This is a genomic window from Rhizobium laguerreae (assembly GCF_019778565.1).
Classification (GTDB): domain Bacteria; phylum Pseudomonadota; class Alphaproteobacteria; order Rhizobiales; family Rhizobiaceae; genus Rhizobium; species Rhizobium laguerreae.
This window is the reverse complement of record NZ_JAAXQT010000005.1, coordinates 385,540-405,114: the sequence shown is the minus strand read 5'-3', so window position 1 is coordinate 405,114 and position 19,575 is coordinate 385,540. Positions and strand designations below refer to the sequence as shown.

At 60.7% G+C, this 19,575-nt stretch carries 23 protein-coding genes; 11 read left to right on the top strand and 12 right to left on the bottom strand.

The features are described 5' to 3' along the window. Nucleotides 1-237 precede the first annotated feature (237 nt). Together HFO71_RS18465 and HFO71_RS18460 are read left to right on the top strand one after the other, a co-directional pair. Nucleotides 238-528, top strand: a complete 291-nt coding sequence (locus HFO71_RS18465; RefSeq protein WP_077981286.1) for a ribbon-helix-helix domain-containing protein — start codon at nucleotides 238-240, stop codon at nucleotides 526-528. Continuing rightward, nucleotides 515-841 (top strand): type II toxin-antitoxin system RelE/ParE family toxin, encoded by a 327-nt coding sequence (locus tag HFO71_RS18460; protein WP_077981229.1) that lies wholly within the window; start codon nucleotides 515-517, stop codon nucleotides 839-841. The genes HFO71_RS18465 and HFO71_RS18460 overlap by 14 nt, the downstream gene beginning before the upstream one ends. A 539-nt stretch (nucleotides 842-1,380) precedes the next feature. On the opposite strand, the gene HFO71_RS18455 is transcribed toward HFO71_RS18460, so the two are convergent. Beyond that, entirely contained in the window at nucleotides 1,381-1,755 is a 375-nt protein-coding gene (locus HFO71_RS18455; RefSeq protein WP_077981228.1) for a VanZ family protein, read from the bottom strand. Nucleotides 1,756-1,938: 183 nt separating this feature from the next. Between HFO71_RS18455 and ilvA the strand changes: the two genes are divergently transcribed. The 3 genes from ilvA to HFO71_RS18440 all read left to right on the top strand — a co-directional run bounded on the left by ilvA (nucleotide 1,939) and on the right by HFO71_RS18440 (nucleotide 5,063). Then, on the top strand, nucleotides 1,939-3,189 hold the full coding sequence (ilvA, locus tag HFO71_RS18450) for a threonine ammonia-lyase (protein ID WP_094086185.1): 1,251 nt from the start codon (nucleotides 1,939-1,941) through the stop codon (nucleotides 3,187-3,189). Nucleotides 3,190-3,226: 37 nt separating this feature from the next. After that, nucleotides 3,227-3,553 carry an HlyU family transcriptional regulator gene (locus tag HFO71_RS18445; protein ID WP_131640276.1) on the top strand — a complete coding sequence of 109 codons (327 nt, stop codon included), beginning with the start codon at nucleotides 3,227-3,229 and terminating at the stop codon, nucleotides 3,551-3,553. Nucleotides 3,554-3,794: 241 nt separating this feature from the next. Beyond that, the gene (locus HFO71_RS18440) at nucleotides 3,795-5,063 is read left to right on the top strand and encodes a GGDEF domain-containing protein (protein ID WP_131640275.1); all 1,269 of its coding nucleotides are present in this window, start codon (nucleotides 3,795-3,797) and stop codon (nucleotides 5,061-5,063) included. 7 nt (nucleotides 5,064-5,070) lie between these two features. Here HFO71_RS18440 and HFO71_RS18435 read toward each other — a convergent pair whose 3' ends face one another. Then, nucleotides 5,071-5,847: an SDR family oxidoreductase gene (locus tag HFO71_RS18435; protein ID WP_020049619.1), complete on the bottom strand. Its 777-nt coding sequence runs from the start codon at nucleotides 5,845-5,847 to the stop codon at nucleotides 5,071-5,073. Between the two features lie 162 nt (nucleotides 5,848-6,009). On the opposite strand from HFO71_RS18435, the gene HFO71_RS18430 reads away from it, so the two are divergent. Further along, on the top strand, nucleotides 6,010-6,585 hold the full coding sequence (locus HFO71_RS18430; RefSeq protein WP_131640274.1) for a TetR/AcrR family transcriptional regulator: 576 nt from the start codon (nucleotides 6,010-6,012) through the stop codon (nucleotides 6,583-6,585). Nucleotides 6,586-6,633: 48 nt separating this feature from the next. Here the strand turns inward: HFO71_RS18430 and HFO71_RS18425 are convergent, their stop codons facing one another. Then, a complete protein-coding gene (locus HFO71_RS18425; protein ID WP_131640273.1) occupies nucleotides 6,634-7,248 on the bottom strand; it encodes an FMN-dependent NADH-azoreductase in 615 nt (204 codons plus the stop codon). 139 nt (nucleotides 7,249-7,387) lie between these two features. On the opposite strand from HFO71_RS18425, the gene HFO71_RS18420 reads away from it, so the two are divergent. After that, nucleotides 7,388-8,356 carry a LysR family transcriptional regulator gene (locus tag HFO71_RS18420; RefSeq protein ID WP_027666095.1) on the top strand — a complete coding sequence of 323 codons (969 nt, stop codon included), beginning with the start codon at nucleotides 7,388-7,390 and terminating at the stop codon, nucleotides 8,354-8,356. Nucleotides 8,357-8,398: 42 nt separating this feature from the next. On the opposite strand, the gene HFO71_RS18415 is transcribed toward HFO71_RS18420, so the two are convergent. Next, on the bottom strand, nucleotides 8,399-10,387 hold the full coding sequence (locus HFO71_RS18415) for a bifunctional 2',3'-cyclic-nucleotide 2'-phosphodiesterase/3'-nucleotidase (protein WP_025394216.1): 1,989 nt from the start codon (nucleotides 10,385-10,387) through the stop codon (nucleotides 8,399-8,401). A gap of 177 nt (nucleotides 10,388-10,564) precedes the next feature. On the opposite strand from HFO71_RS18415, the gene HFO71_RS18410 reads away from it, so the two are divergent. Further along, complete coding sequence (locus HFO71_RS18410; RefSeq protein ID WP_025394217.1) at nucleotides 10,565-11,287, top strand: hypothetical protein; 723 nt, start codon at nucleotides 10,565-10,567, stop codon at nucleotides 11,285-11,287. Here HFO71_RS18410 and HFO71_RS18405 read toward each other — a convergent pair. The 3 genes from HFO71_RS18405 to HFO71_RS18395 form a co-directional block, all read right to left on the bottom strand. After that, nucleotides 11,257-11,655 carry a PilZ domain-containing protein gene (locus HFO71_RS18405; protein WP_025394218.1) on the bottom strand — a complete coding sequence of 133 codons (399 nt, stop codon included), beginning with the start codon at nucleotides 11,653-11,655 and terminating at the stop codon, nucleotides 11,257-11,259. The genes HFO71_RS18410 and HFO71_RS18405 overlap by 31 nt on opposite strands. 84 nt (nucleotides 11,656-11,739) lie before the next feature. Then, the gene (locus tag HFO71_RS18400) at nucleotides 11,740-12,621 is read right to left on the bottom strand and encodes a DMT family transporter (protein ID WP_020049624.1); all 882 of its coding nucleotides are present in this window, start codon (nucleotides 12,619-12,621) and stop codon (nucleotides 11,740-11,742) included. A 132-nt stretch (nucleotides 12,622-12,753) separates the two neighbouring features. Continuing rightward, entirely contained in the window at nucleotides 12,754-13,215 is a 462-nt protein-coding gene (locus HFO71_RS18395; RefSeq protein ID WP_003538804.1) for an Lrp/AsnC family transcriptional regulator, read from the bottom strand. A 156-nt stretch (nucleotides 13,216-13,371) separates the two neighbouring features. On the opposite strand from HFO71_RS18395, the gene ald reads away from it, so the two are divergent. Next, nucleotides 13,372-14,490 (top strand): alanine dehydrogenase, encoded by a 1,119-nt coding sequence (ald, locus tag HFO71_RS18390; protein WP_018481271.1) that lies wholly within the window; start codon nucleotides 13,372-13,374, stop codon nucleotides 14,488-14,490. Between the two features lie 16 nt (nucleotides 14,491-14,506). On the opposite strand, the gene HFO71_RS18385 is transcribed toward ald, so the two are convergent. Further along, nucleotides 14,507-15,016 carry a DUF1203 domain-containing protein gene (locus tag HFO71_RS18385; RefSeq protein ID WP_025394220.1) on the bottom strand — a complete coding sequence of 170 codons (510 nt, stop codon included), beginning with the start codon at nucleotides 15,014-15,016 and terminating at the stop codon, nucleotides 14,507-14,509. A 78-nt stretch (nucleotides 15,017-15,094) separates the two neighbouring features. Between HFO71_RS18385 and HFO71_RS18380 the strand changes: the two genes are divergently transcribed. Next, complete coding sequence (locus tag HFO71_RS18380) at nucleotides 15,095-15,331, top strand: hypothetical protein (RefSeq protein ID WP_077981218.1); 237 nt, start codon at nucleotides 15,095-15,097, stop codon at nucleotides 15,329-15,331. A 29-nt stretch (nucleotides 15,332-15,360) separates the two neighbouring features. Here the strand turns inward: HFO71_RS18380 and HFO71_RS18375 are convergent, their stop codons facing one another. The 4 genes from HFO71_RS18375 to HFO71_RS18360 are packed head-to-tail and all read right to left on the bottom strand — an operon-like array spanning nucleotide 15,361 to nucleotide 18,596. Further along, a complete protein-coding gene (locus HFO71_RS18375) occupies nucleotides 15,361-15,921 on the bottom strand; it encodes a GNAT family N-acetyltransferase (RefSeq protein WP_012757173.1) in 561 nt (186 codons plus the stop codon). 5 nt (nucleotides 15,922-15,926) lie between these two features. Beyond that, nucleotides 15,927-16,796, bottom strand: coding sequence for a 3-mercaptopyruvate sulfurtransferase (gene sseA, locus HFO71_RS18370; RefSeq protein WP_077981217.1), 870 nt, complete (start codon nucleotides 16,794-16,796; stop codon nucleotides 15,927-15,929). A gap of 18 nt (nucleotides 16,797-16,814) precedes the next feature. Further along, nucleotides 16,815-17,552, bottom strand: a complete 738-nt coding sequence (locus tag HFO71_RS18365; protein ID WP_131640270.1) for an alanyl-tRNA editing protein — start codon at nucleotides 17,550-17,552, stop codon at nucleotides 16,815-16,817. A 6-nt stretch (nucleotides 17,553-17,558) separates the two neighbouring features. Continuing rightward, the gene (locus HFO71_RS18360; protein WP_168256548.1) at nucleotides 17,559-18,596 is read right to left on the bottom strand and encodes a cysteine synthase A; all 1,038 of its coding nucleotides are present in this window, start codon (nucleotides 18,594-18,596) and stop codon (nucleotides 17,559-17,561) included. 226 nt (nucleotides 18,597-18,822) lie between these two features. On the opposite strand from HFO71_RS18360, the gene HFO71_RS18355 reads away from it, so the two are divergent. Next, nucleotides 18,823-19,482 (top strand): ChrR family anti-sigma-E factor, encoded by a 660-nt coding sequence (locus HFO71_RS18355; protein WP_170269138.1) that lies wholly within the window; start codon nucleotides 18,823-18,825, stop codon nucleotides 19,480-19,482. Nucleotides 19,483-19,575: the final 93 nt, after the last annotated feature.

Genomic DNA, 19,575 nt, shown 5'->3' with positions numbered 1-19,575 from the left:
CTGCTAACAAAGAGAGACGGTATTCTCAACTGCTATCCACCGGTTGTTGAAGGTATTTGCAGCATGATCAGGGAAATAAGGCCATCCAACGATCTCGGCACAGCCCATCACGCAAATTGCCGTAGATCCCGAGAGTTGTTCGTCACCATCGCTTTTGATGCGGATGGCATCGCAATTTTTCTGGTATAAAATATGATTTTATCATACTTTATAAGAAGCCAAGGAAAGTGGATGACGATGCGAAACGCGGAAAAGGTGACCATTACCCTCACGGCCGATATGCTGCGGAGCGTTCGCGATACGGTCGAGGCCGGTGAATTTGCGACCACGAGTGAGGCGATGCGGGATGCGGTGCGGGTGTGGCAACGCCTGCGGCTCGAGGATGCCGAACGCCTCAACGCGATGCGAGCTCGTATTCGCCGTTCCCTTGATGATCCGCGCCCGAGTTTGACAGCAGAAGAGGCGGAAGTGGAAATGGACCGCTTCATGAAAGGTCAGGAAAAAGCGTCCCGCAATGCGGCGCGCTAAGGTCATCTATCGGCCTGAGGCACTGAGCGACCTTTGCCAAATTTATATCGACGTTGCCGATATGAGTCGAAGCCACGTCATTGCCAATGGCTTCGTGAAGCGCCTCATGGCGAGGTGCCACAAAATCGGCGATGCACCGAACGGCGGTCGTCCTCGGGATGATCTGGCGCCCGGCTTGCGAACGGTACCGTTTGAGCATTCCGCCGTGATCGCCTATCACGTCACCGACGCGGTTGAGATCGTCAATGTGTTCTACGGCGGCAGAGACTATGAGGCCCTGTTTCGGGCGCGCGATGACGAGGATGAATCCTAACGGGCTTTGGAACGGTCTCGGCTCGAGCCATTCTTCCAGCGCCTTGGCGTCGGTATCCGAGAAGTCGAAGGGTTGCCCCTGCTCGATGCGGTAGTGGCGGTGGCTTTAAAATTTCGGCCTTGGCTGTACCGGTTCGCCTCCGTCGCCCGCACCACTTTCATAATCCTGTTCGAATATGCCCGTATTGAATCTGCTTGTATATTGTGCATAAAAGCAAGTTATCGCTTGACAAAGGAATTTCCGGCGTAACGATTGCGCCGCGACAGTTGAGTAAGGGTTGTCTTGTGGGAGTAAGACGATGGTTTACGATTGGAGTGGGACTAAGGTTCGGCGCATCCGCATCTTCAAGACCAGTGTCGCACTTGTTCTGGGGACTGCGATAGCCGCGATACCGCTGTTCTTCTGGGCAATGCATTTGCGCGGTTTCTAGAGCGTCCTTAGCGCGTCTAAGAAGACGCGCTAAGGACGCTCTATTACTTTCGATCCCTGGGCAGATCCCGAATTCGATTTTCGGGATTATGTACGGTTCCTGATAGTGATCATCGCTCCGTGAGCGGAAGCGTGTCTGGCGCTTTGGTCTCGCGCCACCTGTTGATCAGCCAGCCAGCCAGCAGCCCGAGGGCTGCGCCGGCGGCCTTGATGCCGGCATCGTGCAGGCGTGGATGGCGTGTTGGTGTGAGATACTGCAGATATTCGATGGCGACTGCACCGGCAATCAGCAGCACCGCCACCATCTTCCACTGTTTGGGATAGGCGAGAGCGAAGGCGAGGCCAACGAGAACATAGGCGCCCCCGCGGTCGGTGTCGACCGTCGTGACCGTTTCCGGCCTCAGCCCGATTGGCGAAATCGTGACGAAGAGGATGAGGGCGAGCAGCAGCCAGGCGAGCGGCCTTGCAAATTTGAAGATCATCATGGCTTGATATTAGTGGCCTGCATTTTCATTGACAGTAAAAATCAGTTTATCTGCCGTCAATTTTACGATTGGCTTAAGAAAGACTTTCCCGGTCGGGAACCGGAAATGGCCGAAACGGGCTTTCTTTTGCCGGTCGGCCTATGCCATAGCGGCGATGGCTAATCATGAGAATGGACCACGCCCGTGACGAGACTTGATGTCGAAAGCGCCGAAGAGGCAATGCGCAGCCTGTTTCCGGCAACGCCGCTACAGCTCAACGATCATCTGTCGGCCCGCTACGAGGCCGATATCTGGCTGAAGCGCGAGGATCTGTCGCCGGTGCGCTCCTACAAGATCCGCGGCGCCTTCAATTTCTTCCGCAAGGCGATCGGGCAGGGTGCCGCCGGCAAGACCTTCGTCTGCGCCTCGGCCGGCAACCACGCCCAGGGCTTTGCCTTCGTCTGCCGCCATTTCGGCGTTCCGGGCGTCGTCTTCATGCCGGTGACGACACCGCAGCAGAAGATCGACAAGACCCGCATGTTCGGCGCCGAATTCATCACCATCCGGCTGTTCGGTGACTTCTTCGACCAGTGCTACCAGGCCGCCCGCGAACATGTGGAGGCGGTCGGCGGCGTCATGGTGCCGCCCTTCGACCATGCCGACATCATCGAAGGCCAGGCAACCGTCGCCGCCGAAATCATGCAGCAGCTGCCGGAAGGAACGGTGCCCGACATGGTCGTCCTGCCGGTTGGCGGTGGCGGACTGGCCGCCGGCATCACCGGCTATCTCGACGGCACCGTGCCGAAATCGGCTTTCGTCTTCACCGAGCCCGCCGGCGCGCCGAGTCTCAAGCGCAGCATCGAGGCGGGCAAGGTGACGACGCTTGCCAAGGTCGACAATTTCGTCGATGGCGCTGCGGTCGCCCGCATCGGCGACCTGAATTTCGCCGCTCTTCGTGAGTTCCCGGCAAGCCAAGTGCAACTCATGCCGGAGAACGCCATCTGCGTTACCATTCAGGAAATGCTGAATGTCGAGGGCGTGGTGCTGGAGCCGGCCGGCGCCCTGTCGCTGACGGCGATCGCCGCCATGGACCGTCAAGCGCTCCGCGGCAAGACCATCGTTGCTGTCGTCTCCGGCGGCAATTTCGATTTCGAGCGTCTGCCTGACGTAAAGGAAAGAGCCATGCGTTACGCAGGGCTGAAGAAATACTTCATCCTGCGGCTCGCCCAGCGCCCCGGTGCGCTCCGGGATTTCCTCAATCTGCTCGGCCCCGACGACGATATCGCCCGCTTCGAATATTTGAAGAAATCGGCGCGCAACTTCGGCTCGATCCTGATTGGCATCGAAACCAAGGCGCCGGAGAATTTCGCCCGGCTGATCGGAAATTTCGAAGCAGCCGGCATGGGTTACGAGGATATCACCGAAAACGAGATCCTCGCCAATCTGATCATTTGACTTGGCGACAGCGATATCGCCGTGCTAAAGGCGGAGCATGGCTTCGTTCATTTCAAATATCTTTTCGATGTTCTCCGGTGGCGGCAAACCGGCTTCGGAGGCGGCAGGCCCTTCCGGCGAGCCGCAGCTTTACGGCGACTGCACGATCTATGCCGAGCCGCGCAAGGAGGGCGGCCAGTATCGCCTTGCCGGCCGGATCGAAAAGAAGGTTGGCGACGAGGTGCTGGTGCGCAATTTCATCCGCGCCGATCTGTTTTCCTCCTCCGATGACGCGATCGAATGCACCGTGCGCAAGGCCCAGCAGATCATCGATCAGCATGGTTCGTCGCTCTTTGGCGACGGCGAGAAGCTTCGTCAGGTCTGAATCGGGATCGGGGCATAGGTCCTTGATACCGGCTGCAACTATTCCTGTGTGTGACCCGTGTGCCCTCCGGTGCGAGCCTTCTCACTCACGCAATCTTAAAGGATTGCGGTAAATGGTATCGCCTGCAGGATTTGCGGGACGCCCTCGTGTTTGATTTTTTCCAACGATCGACCAAAGGATCCGCTGTCGCGATCGTCGCGCCAGCGGGGTGCTGGGGGCGCTGGCCCGAAGCCGAGATGTTGTGATGGAGACGCTCAACCTCCTTCTCTTCGTCGTCGAAGCCATCGCCTATTTCGTGCTGATGGTGACGCTTCTGCATTTCCGTCACCGCCTCGGTCTCGGGGTTTTTCTGACGGCGCTCGGCGTCATGCATTTCATGGAGACCTATCTGGCGGCGGTCTTCTATGTCTCGCTGCCGTTTGGGGATGTGTCGCCGGGCTCATCCGTCTTCTTCTCCGGCAAGCTGATGATGATCCTGATGCTCTACCTGCAGGAGGATGCGGCGACTGTGCGCCAGCCGATCTACGGCCTCTTCCTCGGCAACCTGCTCACCGTCGGTATCGCCTGGGTGCTGCAGCTGCACCAGCCGCTGCAGATGTCGACCAACCACACGCCCGACGTCGATTTCCTCAAGGAGATGGGCTGGCTGATGGTCTGGGGCACGGCGCTGCTCTACGTCGATTCGCTCGGCATCATCCTGCTTTACGAAAAACTCGGCGATTTCTTCCGCCGCCGCGTCGTCCTGCGTTTCCTGATTTCGGGCTTCGTGCTGCTGACCTTCGACCAGATCGGCTTCTTCGCCGCGCTGCATTACTTCCTGGATGTGCCGATCGCCGCATTCTGGGGCGGATGGAAGGCGAAAATGCTTGCCGTCTGCCTCTACTCGGCGATGTTCGCATTCTATGAGTATCGTATTCGCCGCGGCGCAGCCGGGTCCGCACGCTCCATCAGCGACGTGTTCGGCGACCTGACGTTCCGCGAGCGGTATAACGATCTTCTGGAGCGCACCGGCCGCGATATGCTCACCGGCGTCTACGATCGGACGCGCATGGAGGTTGAAGCGCCGCTGATGCTGCGCGAGGCACTGAGGCAGGGGTTATACGCCACCATCCTCATTCTCGACGCCGATCACTTCAAGGATGTCAATGACGGCTACGGTCATCTCCAGGGCGACGAGGTGCTGAAGGCGATCGCCGCCCGATTGGGCACGACGTTGCGCTCGAGCGATCGTGTCTTCCGCTTCGGCGGCGAGGAGTTCGTTGCCGTCTGTCCGGGCACCGACCACGAGGAAGGTCTGCGGCTTGCCGAGCGCCTGCGCTGGACGATCGCGACCAGCGTCAAGACGCCGGATGACAGGCCGATCACCGTCAGCATCGGTGTTGCGACTGCCGACGAGGACGGCGTCGATTTCACCGCCGTGCTGACGGCTGCCGACGGCAGGCTCTACGCAGCCAAGAAGAGCGGCCGCAACTGCGTCGTCGGCCGCTCCGGTGTTGTCAAGCTCAGCTGAAACTCACTCAGGCAGCGCGGAAGATCTTGGCGCCGGATGGGGCGCTCGTCATGCCGCCGTCGACTGTGATCTCGATGCCGGTGACATTTGCCGAATCATCCGAGGCCAGATAGAGCGCCGCCTTGGCGATTTCGTCGGCTTCGCTCATGCGGCCGAGCGGGCTCATGCCGCCGATGCGGGCTTCGAGCGCCGACATGGCGTCCTCCGTCTGGGCCATCGGCGACCAGATCGGCGTCTTGGTGCCGCCGGGCGTTACCTGATTGACGCGGATGCCGCGCGGCGCGAGCTCGGATGCCATATTGCGCGTCATTGCGCGGACCGCCGCCTTGGTCGCCGCATAGGCCGACCAGCCGGGAGCGCCGAGCACGGCATGCACAGAACCGTTGAGGATCACCGAAGCGCCGTCATTGAGATGCGGCAGGGCCGATTGCACCGTGAAGAAAACTGCCGTGAGATTGGTGCTGATGATCTGGTTGAACTGCGCCAGTGATGTCTCGCCGAGCGGCGTCGCGCCGCCGATGCCGGCATTGGCGAAGACGATGTCGAACTTGCCGACCTTTCCGGCGGCTTCCGCAAAGGCCCTCTCGGTTGCGGCGGCATCGGTGACATCGACCTTCAGCGCCAGCACGCCGGCACCGAGCGCCTTTTCGGCAGCCGCCAGCGTGTCCGGGTTGCGGCCGGTGATCACCACCTTGGCACCCTCGTCGATGAAGACCTTGGCGGTGGCAAGACCGATGCCGCTGTTTCCGCCGGTGATCAGGGCGACCTTGTTTCTTAGACGCATGATTCATGCTCCTCTTGGAATTGGCAACGATCTGGATTATGATCGTTATCCATAAGGATTATGATGATAATCCATTTAAGTCAAGAGAAGCATGATTCCGAAAAGTGTAAGCGGTTTTCGGCCGACATCATGCTCATTCGATTGGTGCCGGGGAGATGTCCGATGGGGCGTTCGCAGTTGGAAAAACAGAAGACGCACGAGAAGATTGTCGAGATCGCGTCGAAGCGGCTGCGCGAGGAGGGGCTCGACGGTATTGGCGTCGCCGATCTGATGAAGGAGGCCGGACTGACCGTCGGCGGCTTCTACAAGCATTTCGCCTCCCGTGACGATCTGGTTGCCGAAGCGATCCAGTCCGCTTTCGATTCATGGGGACGCAAGCTGGAGGCCGAGGGGGTGAACCCGGCGGAGATGACGGCTGCCGATGTCGCCGATCGTTATGTCAGCGCCTATCACCGCGACCATCCTGGCGAGGGCTGCCCTTTCGCAGCGCTGACCTCCGACATATCCCGCAGCGGCGAGAAGACGCGGGCGATCGCGACGGACGGGCTCAGGCGCAATGTCGCGTCATTGGCGAGCAAGGCTGCGGGAGCGGACGAAGGGGAAAGGCGGCGCAAGGCGATCATGGCCTTCGCGATGATGGCCGGTGGCGTCGGCCTTGCCAGGATTTCGTCCGATGAGGAACTCTCCGCCGAAATCCTGGCGACGGTCCGGGATTTTGTCGCCGATATCGATAAATGAAAAACGGCCGGCAAAGGCCGGCCGTTCCGCAAAGCATTTGGGAGCCGATCAGGCCGCCAGCGCGATTTTCTGGACGCGCGACTTGGCGGCGTCGATGGCCTTTTCGGCAGCTTCCGGACCAAACGCCAGGCCTTCGACATAGATGGTCTCGATATCGCTGATGCCGAGGAAGCCGAGAACCGACTTCAGATACGGCACGGCATGGTTCAAGGCGGCGGCCGGTCCCTGCGAGTAGACGCCACCCGAGGCGAGCACGACATAGACCTTCTTGCCGGTTGCCAGGCCGACCGGGCCGCTTTCCGTGTACTTGAAGGTCAGGCCGGCGCGGGCGACGTTGTCGATCCATGTCTTCAGCGACGAATAGATGTTGAAATTGATGAGGCCGGTGCTGATGACGATCGTGTCGGCTGCGAGCAGCTCGTTGACAAGCTCGTCGGAGGTTTTGACGGCTGCCGTTTCCTCAGCGGTGCGGGCTTCGGCCGGCTTGCGGATCGCGCCGGTGAAGAGGTCATCGATATGCGGCAGCGGGTTGGCGGCCAGGTCGCGGCGAACGACGACGCTGCCCGGATTCTGGCTCTTCAGCTTTTCGGCGAGATCGACGGCAATCGGCGTCGAGAGCGATTCGGCACGCGGGCTGGACGTCAGAAGAAGGATGGACGACATGGTGCATTTCCTTTCGAATGGGATTTGACGGCCCGTTGCTGGGAGGTGAGCCGCAGTCTCGATGAGGAAAATAGGTCTGGCCTGCTATCGAAAAAACGGTGATAATGTAGATCGAAACTATCGATGGAATGGATAGAAGATGCTGCCCAATCCCACTCTGGACCAATTGCAGGTGTTTCTGACCGTTGCCGAGACCGGCAGCTTCTCGGCCGCTTCGCGGGCGCTGAACCGTGCGCAGTCGGTCGTCAGCTATACGATCGCCAATCTGGAAGCACAGCTCGAAGTGCCGCTTTTCGAGCGCTCCGGCGCGCGTCAGCCGAAGCTGACGGAGGCGGGCAAGGCGATGCTGGAGGATGCGCGGCGCATTCTGGGCGATCTGCAAGTCATGCGCGCGCGCGTCAAGAGCCTGAGGGAAGGGCTCGAAGCGGAGGTTTCCGTCGCCATCAGTGTCATGGTGCCTTCGCGAGCCCTGGTGGACGTCCTCCGCGAATTCCGCGAGATGTTTCCATCCGTTTCGTTAAGCCTCAATGTCGGTGAGCTCGGAATGGTCATGGATCTCGTCCTCAGCGGCAAGGCGACGATCGGGATTGGCGGCGCGGTCGTCAAGCAGGACGATTCGATCGTCACGGAGCGTATCGGTCATTCCTTCATGTTGCCGGTCGCCGCGCATAACCACCCGCTTGCCGGAATCGGCCGGCCGCTGACGCTCGGCGACGTGCGCGAGGAAGTGCAACTCGTCGTCACCGATGCGTCGGGACGGACGAAGGGGCGCGATTTCAACGTTCTCTCCTACAAGACATGGCGCGTCAGCGATATTGCGACGAAGCACCAGCTCATCACGGCCGGCCTTGGCTGGGGCGGCCTTCCGGCTTCCGTGATTCATGACGATCTGACGAGCGGCAGGCTCGTTCATCTCGATCTGGATGCCTACGAACAGGGGGAGTATCCGATATATTCGGTCCGTCAGCTCGCCAACCCGCCCGGACCTGCCGCCACCTGGATGATCGACGCGTTCCGCACGCGGCTTTCCGCATGCCCGAGCCAAGCCGATTTCCATGCTCAGATAGCGGAACTGCAGGACGCTGGTACGCCGCTCGCGGCCGAATGACGAAGGCGCGGGTGCCGCGCCTTCGCTGATATTGTCTTCCGTCTAAAGAACCAGCCTGAACTTCGAGAAACCGTCGGCCCCTTCGCCGGCATCCTCGATCTTGACGCTCTTGACCTCGGCGAGGAACTGTTTCGCCTTCGGGCCGCTTTCGAAGGTCGCGGTCGTGCCCGGGAGCGGCTTGAAGGTCCAGTTTGCGTCGGTCGACGGATTGATCGTGCCCTGATCATGGATATAGCGGACGATGACGTCGCGGTTGGTATCCGGCGCCTGGAAGATCACCTTGTCCGCGGTGATCTCAGGGAAATTGCCGCCGCCGCCGGCGCGGTAGTTGTTCGAGACGACGACGAACTTCTGGGCCGGGTCGATCGGCTTGCCGTTGAAGGCGAGGTTCTGGATGCGGTTGGCGTCCGGATTGATCGGCTTGCCGGACGAATCATATTTCGGCGGCTGCGACAGGTCGATCTGGTAGGTGACGCCGTCGATCACGTCGAAATTGTAGGACGGAAAATCATTGTTGAGCAGCGCCCCATCCTTCGAGCCGGCCTCGATGTGATTGAACATGCCTGCCGACATTTCGAGCCAGTTCTTCACCTGGGCGCCGGTGATGGCGACAGCCTGCACCGTGTTCGGGTAGAGATAGAGGTCGGCGACGTTCTTGATGGCGATATCGCCGGCCGGAACATCGGTATAGTAGTCGGCACCGCCGCGACCGCCGGCCTTAAAGGGAGCAGCCGCCGAAAGCACCGGCAGGTCCTTGAACTCGGTGTCGGCGAGCATCTGCTTGATGTACCAGGTCTGGGCTTGGCTGACGACCTGCACCGAGGGATCGTCGGCAACCAGCGCGAAGTAGGAATAGAGCGGTGCGGAGGTCTTGCCGACCGGGGTGCGGACATAGGCAAGCGTTGCCTCGTGCTCGGCCTTGGCCGCCTCGACCACTTCCTTCTTATCGGCGTAGTCGGCAACAACTTTCTTCTTGTCGTCGCGATGGAAGATCGGCCGTGCTTCCGAGGTGAAATCGACGATCTTCCAGCTATTGCCGTCCTTTTCGAGCAGCAGGTCGATAAGGCCGAGATGTGAGCCCCAGAAGCCGGCCATCACGGCGGGCTTGCCTTGCAGCGTGCCCTTGACGGGGTCGGCATTGGCCACACCGTCCCAGCTCTTCGGGCCGGGGAAGACGAGATGCTGGTGGCCGGTGAAGATCGCGTCGATCCCGTCGACGGCGGCGAGATGCAGCGAGGCGTTTTCCATCTTTTCGGACGGTGCGCTGCCGTCGATGCCGGAATGCGAGAGCGCAATGACGATATCGGCGCCGGCTTCCTTCATGGCGGGAACCCAGGCCTTAGCGGCCTCGACGATGTCGCGCGTCTGCGCCTTGCCTTCGAGGTTCTTGATGTCCCACAGCATGATCTGCGGCGGCACGAAACCGATGAAGCCGATCTTGACGGGGCTCTCATTGCCGACGCCGTCCTTGATCTGCTTTTCGACGATGATGTAGGGCTTGAAGAAGAGATCGTCCTGCTTCGGGTCCGAGGCGAGCTGGCCCTTGGTCAGGTTGGCGCAGACGAAGGGGAAGTTTGCACCTGCCAGGACCTTGAACATGAAGTCGAGGCCGTAGTTGAACTCGTGATTGCCGAGCGTGCCGACCGTATAGCCGAGCGTGTTCATCGCCTTGATCACTGGATGGACGTCGCCGTCCTTCATGCCGTGCTGATAAGCCATGTAATCGCCCATCGGATTGCCCTGCAGCACGTCGCCATTGTCGATCAGCAGCGAGTTGACGGCCTCTGCGCGGATCGCGTCGATAATCGTCCCGGTGCGCGACAGGCCCATCGTGTCGTTCGGCTTGTCGGCATAATAGTCATAGGGGAAGACGTTGACGTGAATGTCGGTCGTTTCCATCAGCCTCAGATGCGCCTGATTGGCGTTGGCGCGCGCGCTGAAAGGGTGCAGCAGCACCAGGGCGGAAGTGGCGGCAAGGCCTCCGAGCAGGGAACGGCGGCTCATTACGCCAACATCGAAAATGGAAGACATGGAAACTCTCCTTCAAAGATCATGCATCGTCCGGCCCGTCAGAATTAGGACGATTTGACGAGGAGTACACTGCGAAAATGACAGGACGTCAAAACAATCCAGCGGGAGAGCGGCATGGTCGTGAAACACAATTTATGGTACAGTAGCGGCGGCTGGAACCATTGGGGAGATGGGATCATGAACAAGGTCGTTATCGCTTTGGTCGGAGGTTTCGGAGGCATCGCACCCAGTCTGGTCGACAAGGCGCAGGCGCTCTACAGCGGCGATGTCGAGAAATGGCTGACGACGACGGCAAACCCTTGGATCTCAGTTGCCTGCGCGCTTGCCGCCATCGTCGTCTTCTTCATTATTGGCGGCGCTATCGCGCTGATCTATCGCGAACAGCAGTTGCAGAAGGCGCTTCTTCTTGGCATCGGCGCACCGGCTCTCATTATGGCCGCTGCACAGGGGAGTGCAGCCAACCCGCGGCCGATCGAGGTCAGCTCGGCCGCCAGCTTGTTCGGCATCGTCGGCGTCGCCCATGCTCAGGACGGCACTCGCTCCCTGCCGCCGCGGGTCGAGTTGAAGGTCAATCCCGGCTGGACGCAGGGCGAATGCCAGACCTGCGATATCAAGTTCCTCGGCGGAGACGGCCAGATCATATCAAGCGAGCCGCTCTCCAGCAGCCAGGCGCCTGGCGCGGTCAACGTGCCGCTCGGCACGGAAACGATCCTGCTGTCCGGCGCCAACGCCAATACCGCCACCGTCGACGTCAGGGACCTCGGCGCCAGGCTGCCGCAGACGCAAGGTTCGGTCACCCTCGACGTCAACGTCAACCGCAGCTACTGGAACGATCTCAGCCGCTCCTTCGGCGCAAAAGCGGTGCAGCCTTACGACTTCAGCGTCGACGTTGCCAAATGAGGCATCCGGTTAGCGCCTGATATGGCCAGCGGGCGGGTCGCCAGCACGGGCCGCACTTCCTTATGGAAAAAGCGGAAATAGGAGGAGATTTGCGCCCGCGCGTTCGAATTCACGTCGAACTGGATGCCGACGCGGCCATTGTGCTTCCAGCGGATGATGCCTTCAAGCAGCCCGAGGTTTTCGGCCTCGATGCGTACCTTGCTGCCGGAAGCGGCATGGAGCGGCCCCTTCATCTCCAGGGCGGCACCGGTCAGCGATAGGTCGAGGAAGCGGGCATCGACCTGGCTGTTCAGGTATTTGACATGGCCGAACACGCGGCAGTTTTTCCGATCAGTCTTCCGGGCCGTGATTTTCAAGTTGCGGGTCATACTGTCTCCTTTGGTATAGCGAGGGAGCATAGCGCCGGAAAATTGAAATGGTTTTAGGGGCTTGGCTAAAATTGCAGTGAAACATCAATTGGCGGCAGTGGCCCTGCTTCCGACCACATGCTCGCGCCAGACCGTGAAAATGCCGGCGGCAACCACAATGATCGAACCGATGATCGTGTTGAGACTGAGCGTTTCGTCATAGACCGCCATGCCGATGACCGAGGCGTAGACAAGTGACAGATAGGTCAGCGGCTGGACGGCGGCGGCATCGAGAACATCATAGGCGCGGATCAGGAAATAATGGCTGGAAATGCTGGTGACGCAGACGAGCGCCATCCAGCCCCAGTCACCCGGCGACATCCAGCTCCAGTAGAACGGTCCGATGAGCGTCATGGTGACGCCGCCGACGACGCCGGTATAGAAGAAGCTGGTCATCGACGAATCGTCGCGGCTGACCAGACGAGTGGCGATAACGTAGAAGGCGAAGTTGAAGCAGGAAATGACGGCGAGAAGCAGTTTCACGTCGAAAAATTCGCCTTCCGGCTTCAGGATCAGCAGCACCCCGAAAAGTCCGGCGCCGATCGCCGCCCACCGCCGCCAGCCGACCCGCTCGCCGAGGATCGGCATCGCCAGCAGCGCGATCAGGATCGGCGTCGCGGAAAAGATCGCCTGTGAACGGGCAAGACCGATCATCGCAAAACAGGTGATGGCCAGTACCACCTGGACCGCAAGCAGCACGCCGCGGGTCACCTGCAGGAGAGGGCGTTTGGTGCGGGCCGTCGCCTTGATGCCGCCGCGCATCTTCGAGGCGAGGATAATCGTGAAAAGCGCAAAGGCCCAGTAGCGGATCATCGTCACGAAGATTGGCGGATAGGCCGTCGCCAGATGTTTCGAGATGGCATCCTGCAGGGAGAATATGGTGATCGCCAGCAGCGCGAAAATATAGCCTTGGGTCTTCGATGTCATGATTTGCCATTACGCAGAAGTCTAAGGTGTTACAGTGTCCTCTGCGCGTCTGAAAAGACGCACGGCGCTGCAGTGGGAAAACGCCTGCGCGCACCAAAAGTCTGGGCAGGCTTTCGGCAAAGATGCAAGGCCTCAAAGGCCGACATTCGGCTTGTCGATGATTTCTCTGAGCGCGAAGCTCGAATTGATCTTGACGACGTGGGGCAGAGCCGACAGCCAGTCGCGATGGATCCGCTCATAGTCCTCGAGATCGCGGGCGGCGACGCGCAAGATATAGTCGTATTCGCCCGACATCAGGTAGCAGACGAGCACGTTCGGGCAGAGCTTCACCGCTGCCTCGAATTCCGCCAGCGTCTTGGCGAACTGGCCGGAGAGTGAGATATGCACGATGGCGATCATCTTGTAGTCGAGCGCCTTGTGTGAAAGCCGCGCATGGTAGCCGCCGATGACGCCGCTTCTTTCCAAGATGTCGAGCCGGCGCGAACAGGCCGAAGGCGACAATCCGATCCTTTCGGCAAGCTCGGCATTGGTGATGCGGGCGTTTGCCTGCAATGCCCGGAGAATCGCAAGATCGATGGTGTCGAGATCGGCCATTCGAAGAACCTTCGAAGAAAGATAGGAGAAGCGCAATAATCGCCGAAAAATTGCGTCTTCGCAAATCGTCTTTGCAAGGACATTTCACCGCCTTGATGGTTGGATTCCTCATCTGAAAAAATCCGCGGCCGCGGAGATAAAATGAGAGGAACGCGCATGCGTGTCGGTTGCCCGAAGGAAATCAAGAATCATGAATATCGCGTCGGCCTGACGCCGGCTTCGGTGCGCGAATATGTAGCCCACGGCCACGAGGTTTGGGTGGAGACCAAGGCGGGCGTCGGCATCGGCGCTGATGATGCCGCCTATGCCGCGGCTGGCGCCAAGATCGCCGCCTCCGCCAAAGATATCTTCGAAAAGTGCGACATGATCGTCAAGGTGAAGGAGCCGCAGCCCGCCGAATGGGCGCAGCTCCGTGACGGCCAGCTTCTCTACACCTATCTGCACTTGGCGCCGGATCCCGAACAGACCAAAGGCCTCATCGCCTCCGGCGTCACCGCGATCGCCTATGAGACGGTGACCGACGAACGCGGTGGCCTGCCGTTGCTGGCGCCGATGTCGGAGGTCGCCGGACGCCTGTCGATCCAGGCAGGAGCGACCGCCCTGCAGAAGGCCAATGGCGGCCTCGGCGTCCTGCTCGGCGGCGTGCCCGGCGTGCTGCCGGCCAAGGTCGCGGTTATCGGCGGCGGCGTCGTCGGCCTGCATGCTGCCAGGATGGCTGCCGGCCTTGGCGCCGATGTCAGCATCCTCGACAAGTCGCTGCCGCGTCTGCGCCAGCTCGACGATATCTTCGCAGGCCGCATCCACACGCGTTATTCCAGCATCCAGGCGCTGGAGGAAGAAGTCTTCTCGGCCGATCTCATTATCGGCGCCGTGCTGATCCCGGGCGCTGCCGCTCCGAAGCTCGTCACCCGCGAGATGCTGTCCGGCATGAAGAAGGGCTCCGTCATCGTCGACGTCGCCATCGACCAGGGCGGCTGCTTCGAGACCTCGCACGCGACGACCCATTCCGATCCGACCTATGAAGTCGACGGCGTCGTGCATTATTGCGTTGCCAACATGCCGGGCGCCGTGCCGGTCACCTCGGCGCACGCGCTGAACAATGCCACATTGGTTCATGGCCTGGCGCTTGCCGATCGCGGCCTGCGCGCCATCGCCGAAGACAGGCATCTGAGGAACGGCCTCAACGTCCACAAGGGTCGCATCACCAGCAAGCCGGTCGCCGACGCGCTGGGCTACGAGGCCTTCGCGCCGGAGAGCGTGCTGAACGTAGCGTGAGAGACCTGACTATAGGTTAGATAGAAGCGCCGGTCTCCGCAAAGGCCGGCGCCTTTACCTTGTCGATCCGGCATTGGAAGCAGTTGTTGCGCGCGGAGCGCACATGCGCATAGGCGATATCAGATCGTCCCAGCAGCTCTTCGCCATAGGCTGGAATATCGCCGATGGCAGTCACCGCGCCGGTGCCGTAGACGATGCGGTCATTTTCGTTATAGCCGCGAACGATGAAGTCACGGCTCGTCGTCAGCACCGGCGGCATGATCTCTTCGGCGGCATAGCGTGCACAAGGCTGCTTGTGCAGGAAGACCGGGCCGGTTTCGGCATAGGGCTGCAGCTCGGGGAAGGGCCGGTAAGCGAAGACCAGCAACGCCTCGCCCGCATCGATATTTTCGAGGCAATGGCGGCAGGGATGACCGGGACCATCGGAAACGATCGTCTCGGGCAGCCTGTCATAGGCGTCGCTGCCGCCGTTCCAGAGGTGTTCGGCGTCGATCGTCGGCATGGCGACAAAACGAATGGCGGTCATGGCAAATCTCCTTTGTGATTGCCATGATTTGCACCTGGACGAACGCGCAAGCCACCCGTTTCTTGCCTGCATCTGGATATGAGATCGCCGAAAAGCGAAAAGCGGCGTATCTTCTGTCCGTACTCTGTAAGGCGAAAGGAAAAACCCTTGGCCGACGTTGATCTCGCGCTGCTGGCGCAACAGAATGTGGAAATACTGGAAGAGCTGAGAGCCCTGCGGCGGGAAGTGGCGGAACTGAAGGAGCAATCGGGGCGCACGCTCGATTTCGAGCGCCGCAACGATCCGCGCCGCCCGAACAGCCTGACGCAGCGTTAATCAGCTCTGCTTACGTCAGGAAGCCTCCGTCAGCTTTTCCGCGCAATCTCCAGAAGCTCCTTGTCGCTGAGCGGCCGGACGATGCCGGTGCCGGTCGAAACGGGGGAGAAGCCGTACATCTGGTAGAGCTGCAGCGCACGCGGATGGTCGAGATTGTTGGTGGTGGTGGTGACTCGTTTGGGATTGAGCGACCAGATAGCATAGAGCGCCTGCAGCAGGAACCATTTGCCGATGCCGAGACCGAGTGCATGTTCGATCAGGCCGAAATGGCTGAGCTCGATCATATCCTCGTCTTCGCAGAAATATTCGTAGAAGCCGGCCGGCGCACCGTTCACGTAGAGAACGCTGATATTGTTGCGCTTGTCGTTCAGCGTTTCGGCAAGCTGCTCGTCGCTCATGCGCAACCGGTCCACCCATTGCCAGCGCGCGCCCACCTGCCGGTAGAGATAGCGGTAGAAGGGCAATGGGATCTCGGGAGCGCGCATGATCGCCGTCTGGATATTGACGGGCACCGGCATGCTCGCCTTCGGCGGCGCCGTCATTTCGAGCCGGGTGATGTGAGCTTTCAGCGAAGCGGGTGCCTTTCCCATGGCGATCAGACTTTGGCCTGCGTCGGCGGACCGGTGACGATGGGCGTATCGTCACGGCTGCCCCATTCGCTCCACGACCCGTCATAAAGCTTATTGTCGTTGTGGCCGAGCGATTCCAGCGCCAGCGTGATGATCGCGGCGGTGATTCCCGAGCCGCAGGAGGTGACGACAGGCTTTGAAAGATCGATACCGGCATCCTCGATCGTCTGCCTGAGTTCCGGCAGCGACTTGAAACGGCCCTGGCTGGCGAAGACGCCGGAGGGCAGGTTGCGGGCGCCAGGCATATGGCCGGAGCGCATGCCGGCACGCGGCTCGGGTTCGACGGCGGCGAAGCGGCCGGCGCTGCGGGCATCGGCGATCTGCATCGCGCCACTGGAGACGATATCGCGCATCGTATCGAACGTCACCACGCGGCTTTCGTCGAAGTCAGGCGTGAAGGTCGCCGGCGCAGGATTGGGCGCTTCGGCTTCAAGCGGACGGCCTTCTGCCTTCCAGCCGTCGAGACCGCCATCGAGCACGAAGACATTTTTCGCGCCCATCACCCGGAACAGCCACCAGACGCGCGGCGAGGCGAACAGGCCGATTCCGTCATAGACGACGATCCGATCATTCTTGCTGATGCCGAGCCGGCCGACTTCGGCGGCGAAATAATCGGGCGAGGGGATCGTGTGCGGCAGCGACGTTGAATGGTCGGCGATCTTGTCTTGGTCGAAGCGGATAGCGCCGGGAATATGGCCGGCTGCATATTCGGCATCGGCATCGCGCTTCTGCGCGGGCAGATAGAAGGAAGCGTCCAGCACGCGCAGGTCAGCTTTGCCGAGCTCGGACTGCAGCCAGTCGGCCGAAACGACGAAACGGCTCTTGGTCTCACTCATTATGGTCTCCCTTGATGGTCAGGCTTCGTCGCCGGGCGTGCCGAAGCGGATGCGGAAGCGCCGGTTCTCTTTGCCCTTCTTCTCGATTTTGGCGATATGGATCCGGCCGACTTCCTGAGTCTCGGAGACATGTGTGCCGCCGCAGGGTTGGCTGTCAATCGAGGAGTTCTTGCCGATGCAGACGAGGCTGACGCGCCCGAGCCCCATCGGCGGGCGCACGTTCTTCGATTTGACGATATCGGGGTTGGCCACAAGCTCTTCGTCGGTGATCCATTGCAGAGTGACCGGATGGTTCTGCTCGACCAGTTCCATCAGCTTGGCCGTCACCTCGTCCTTGTCGATCGTCTCGATCATGTCGAAGTCGACGCGGCTTTCCTCCTCGCCGACCGCAGCCCCGGTGATCGGATAGGAGCAGACGACGGAAAGCAGGTGGCAGGCCGTGTGCATGCGCATCAGCCTGTAGCGGCGCGGCCAGTCGACATGCAGCACCAGCGTCTCTCCGACCACAGGCCGTGGCTCACTTTCGAGTGGCACATGGATGATGACATCCTTGCTTGGACCATGCTTCGTCTGGCCGAGCGCGATCTTGGTGCCGTCGGCGCGTTCGAGCAGCCCGGTGTCACCAGGCTGGCCACCTGATGTCGCATAGAAGCAGGTCTGGTCCAGTTCGATGCCCCCGTCTTCGTGAACGGCGGTGACGACCGCCTCGCATGTCGAGAGATAGAAGTCGTCACGATAGAGGGCATTGACGGGCATGGGGTCTCACACGGGCTCGTAGGGAACGTGGATATCGGGCGACTTGGCCATCCAGCCCGGAACGGGCAGTCCCTTCGACGTCAGGAAATCCGGGTTGAAGAGTTTTGACTGATAGCGGTTGCCGTAATCGCAGAGGATCGTCACCACCGTGTGACCAGGTCCGAGATCCCGGGCGAGGTTGACCGCGCCGGCAATGTTGATCGCCGTCGATCCGCCGAGGCAGAGGCCCTCGGTCTCGACGAGGTCGAAGAGATAAGGAAGCGCTTCGGCATCGGGGATCCGATAGGCATAGTCAGGCGTGAAGCCCTCGAGATTAGCGGTGATACGGCCCTGGCCAATGCCCTCGGTGATCGAGGATCCCTCGGATTTCAGCGCGCCGTTCTGGTAGAATTCATAGAGTGCGGCGCCATCGGGATCGGCGATGCCGATCTTGACGTCTGCGTTGAAGGCCTTGAGGCCGGCAGCCACGCCTGCCAGCGTACCGCCGGAGCCGACCGAGCAGATGAAGCCGTCGACCTTGCCGTCGGTGTCTTGCCATATTTCTTTTGCCGTCGTTTCGACATGCGCCTGGCGGTTGGCGACGTTGTCGAACTGGTTTGCCCAGATCGCCCCGTTCGGCTCGGTCTTCGCCAGCTGTTCTGCCAGCCGCCCGGACACCTTCACGTAGTTGTTCGGGTTCTTGTAGGGAACGGCGGGCACTTCGACGAGTTCGGCGCCGAGCAGCTTCAGCGCGTCTTTCTTTTCCTGGCTCTGCGTTTCCGGGATGACGATGACGGTGCGATAACCGAGCGCCTTGGCGACCAGCGTCAGCCCGATGCCGGTATTGCCGGCCGTACCCTCGACGATGACGCCGCCCGGACGAAGCAACCCCTTCCGCTCTGCGTCGCGGATGATGTAGAGCGCGGCGCGATCCTTAACCGACTGGCCGGGGTTGAGGAACTCCGCCTTGCCGAGAATGGTGCAGCCGGTCATCTCTGAGGCGCCCTTGAGTTTGATCAGGGGCGTGTTGCCGATGGCGTCGAGGACGGAGGGGTGGAAGGTCATGGAATCTGCCTCTATTCGAACTCTTACTTTAGGAACGGTCTTTTCCCTTCACAAGGCTGAGTTGGCAAGAAATGCTATTCCACACCTCTGTCGGCCGCGATAAAATTTGGCTTTCCTCCTCCGAAATGACGCATGGCCCGCAATCCCGCCGTGTGAGGGGTGATCCGAAGATTGACTTTCCCCGTACGGATGACGACAAAGCGAAAACGGAGCGCGGCAACAGGGCGTGACCGAAACCGACATGGTTCATGAGCAGATCGACACGATCGATGCATTGATGGCGCATTATGTCGCCGGCTCCTTGCCCGAGCCGGCGCGTGTGCTGGTGCAGTCTCATCTCGAAATGAAACCGGACAATCGCAGCCTGGTGAACAGCCTCGAGCTGCTGGCCGCGGAGGCCCTGGAAAACGCGCCTGAAGCGGCTATTGCCGATCGCGACGCGCGGCTTGCGGCAATCTTTTCCTCTGCGTCTCCCGTCCCGGCGCCACGGACGGCCGCACGGCCGGAAAACGCGCTGTTTCCGCAAGCGTTGCGCGCCCTCTTGGGCTTCGAGGCCGAAGATGTCCCCTGGCGCCGTCGGTTGCCCGGTTTTAAGGAATATTCGCTCGACATGGACAGCTGCGAGGTCAGCCTGATGTGGATCCGGCCGGGCCGCGCCTTGCCGGCGCACACCCACAAAGGCATGGAGCTGATTCTCATTCTCGACGGCGCCTTCAACGATGAACGCGGTCGTTTCGGTCCCGGTGATATCTCCATTGCCGACGATACGGTCGACCACCGGCCGGTCGCCGAAAAGGACAGGCCGTGCATCGCCTTTGCCGTCTCGGACGGACCGGTCAAGCTCACCGGATCCTTCCGCCAGATGATCGGCGACCTGATCGGCTGAAAGCAGCCACAATAATGTGATAGAGCCGTAAATCCGGAGGGGTTGAGGAACTTCCGGACCTGTTTTCGCATTTGATCAGGCAGCCCGGAGGAA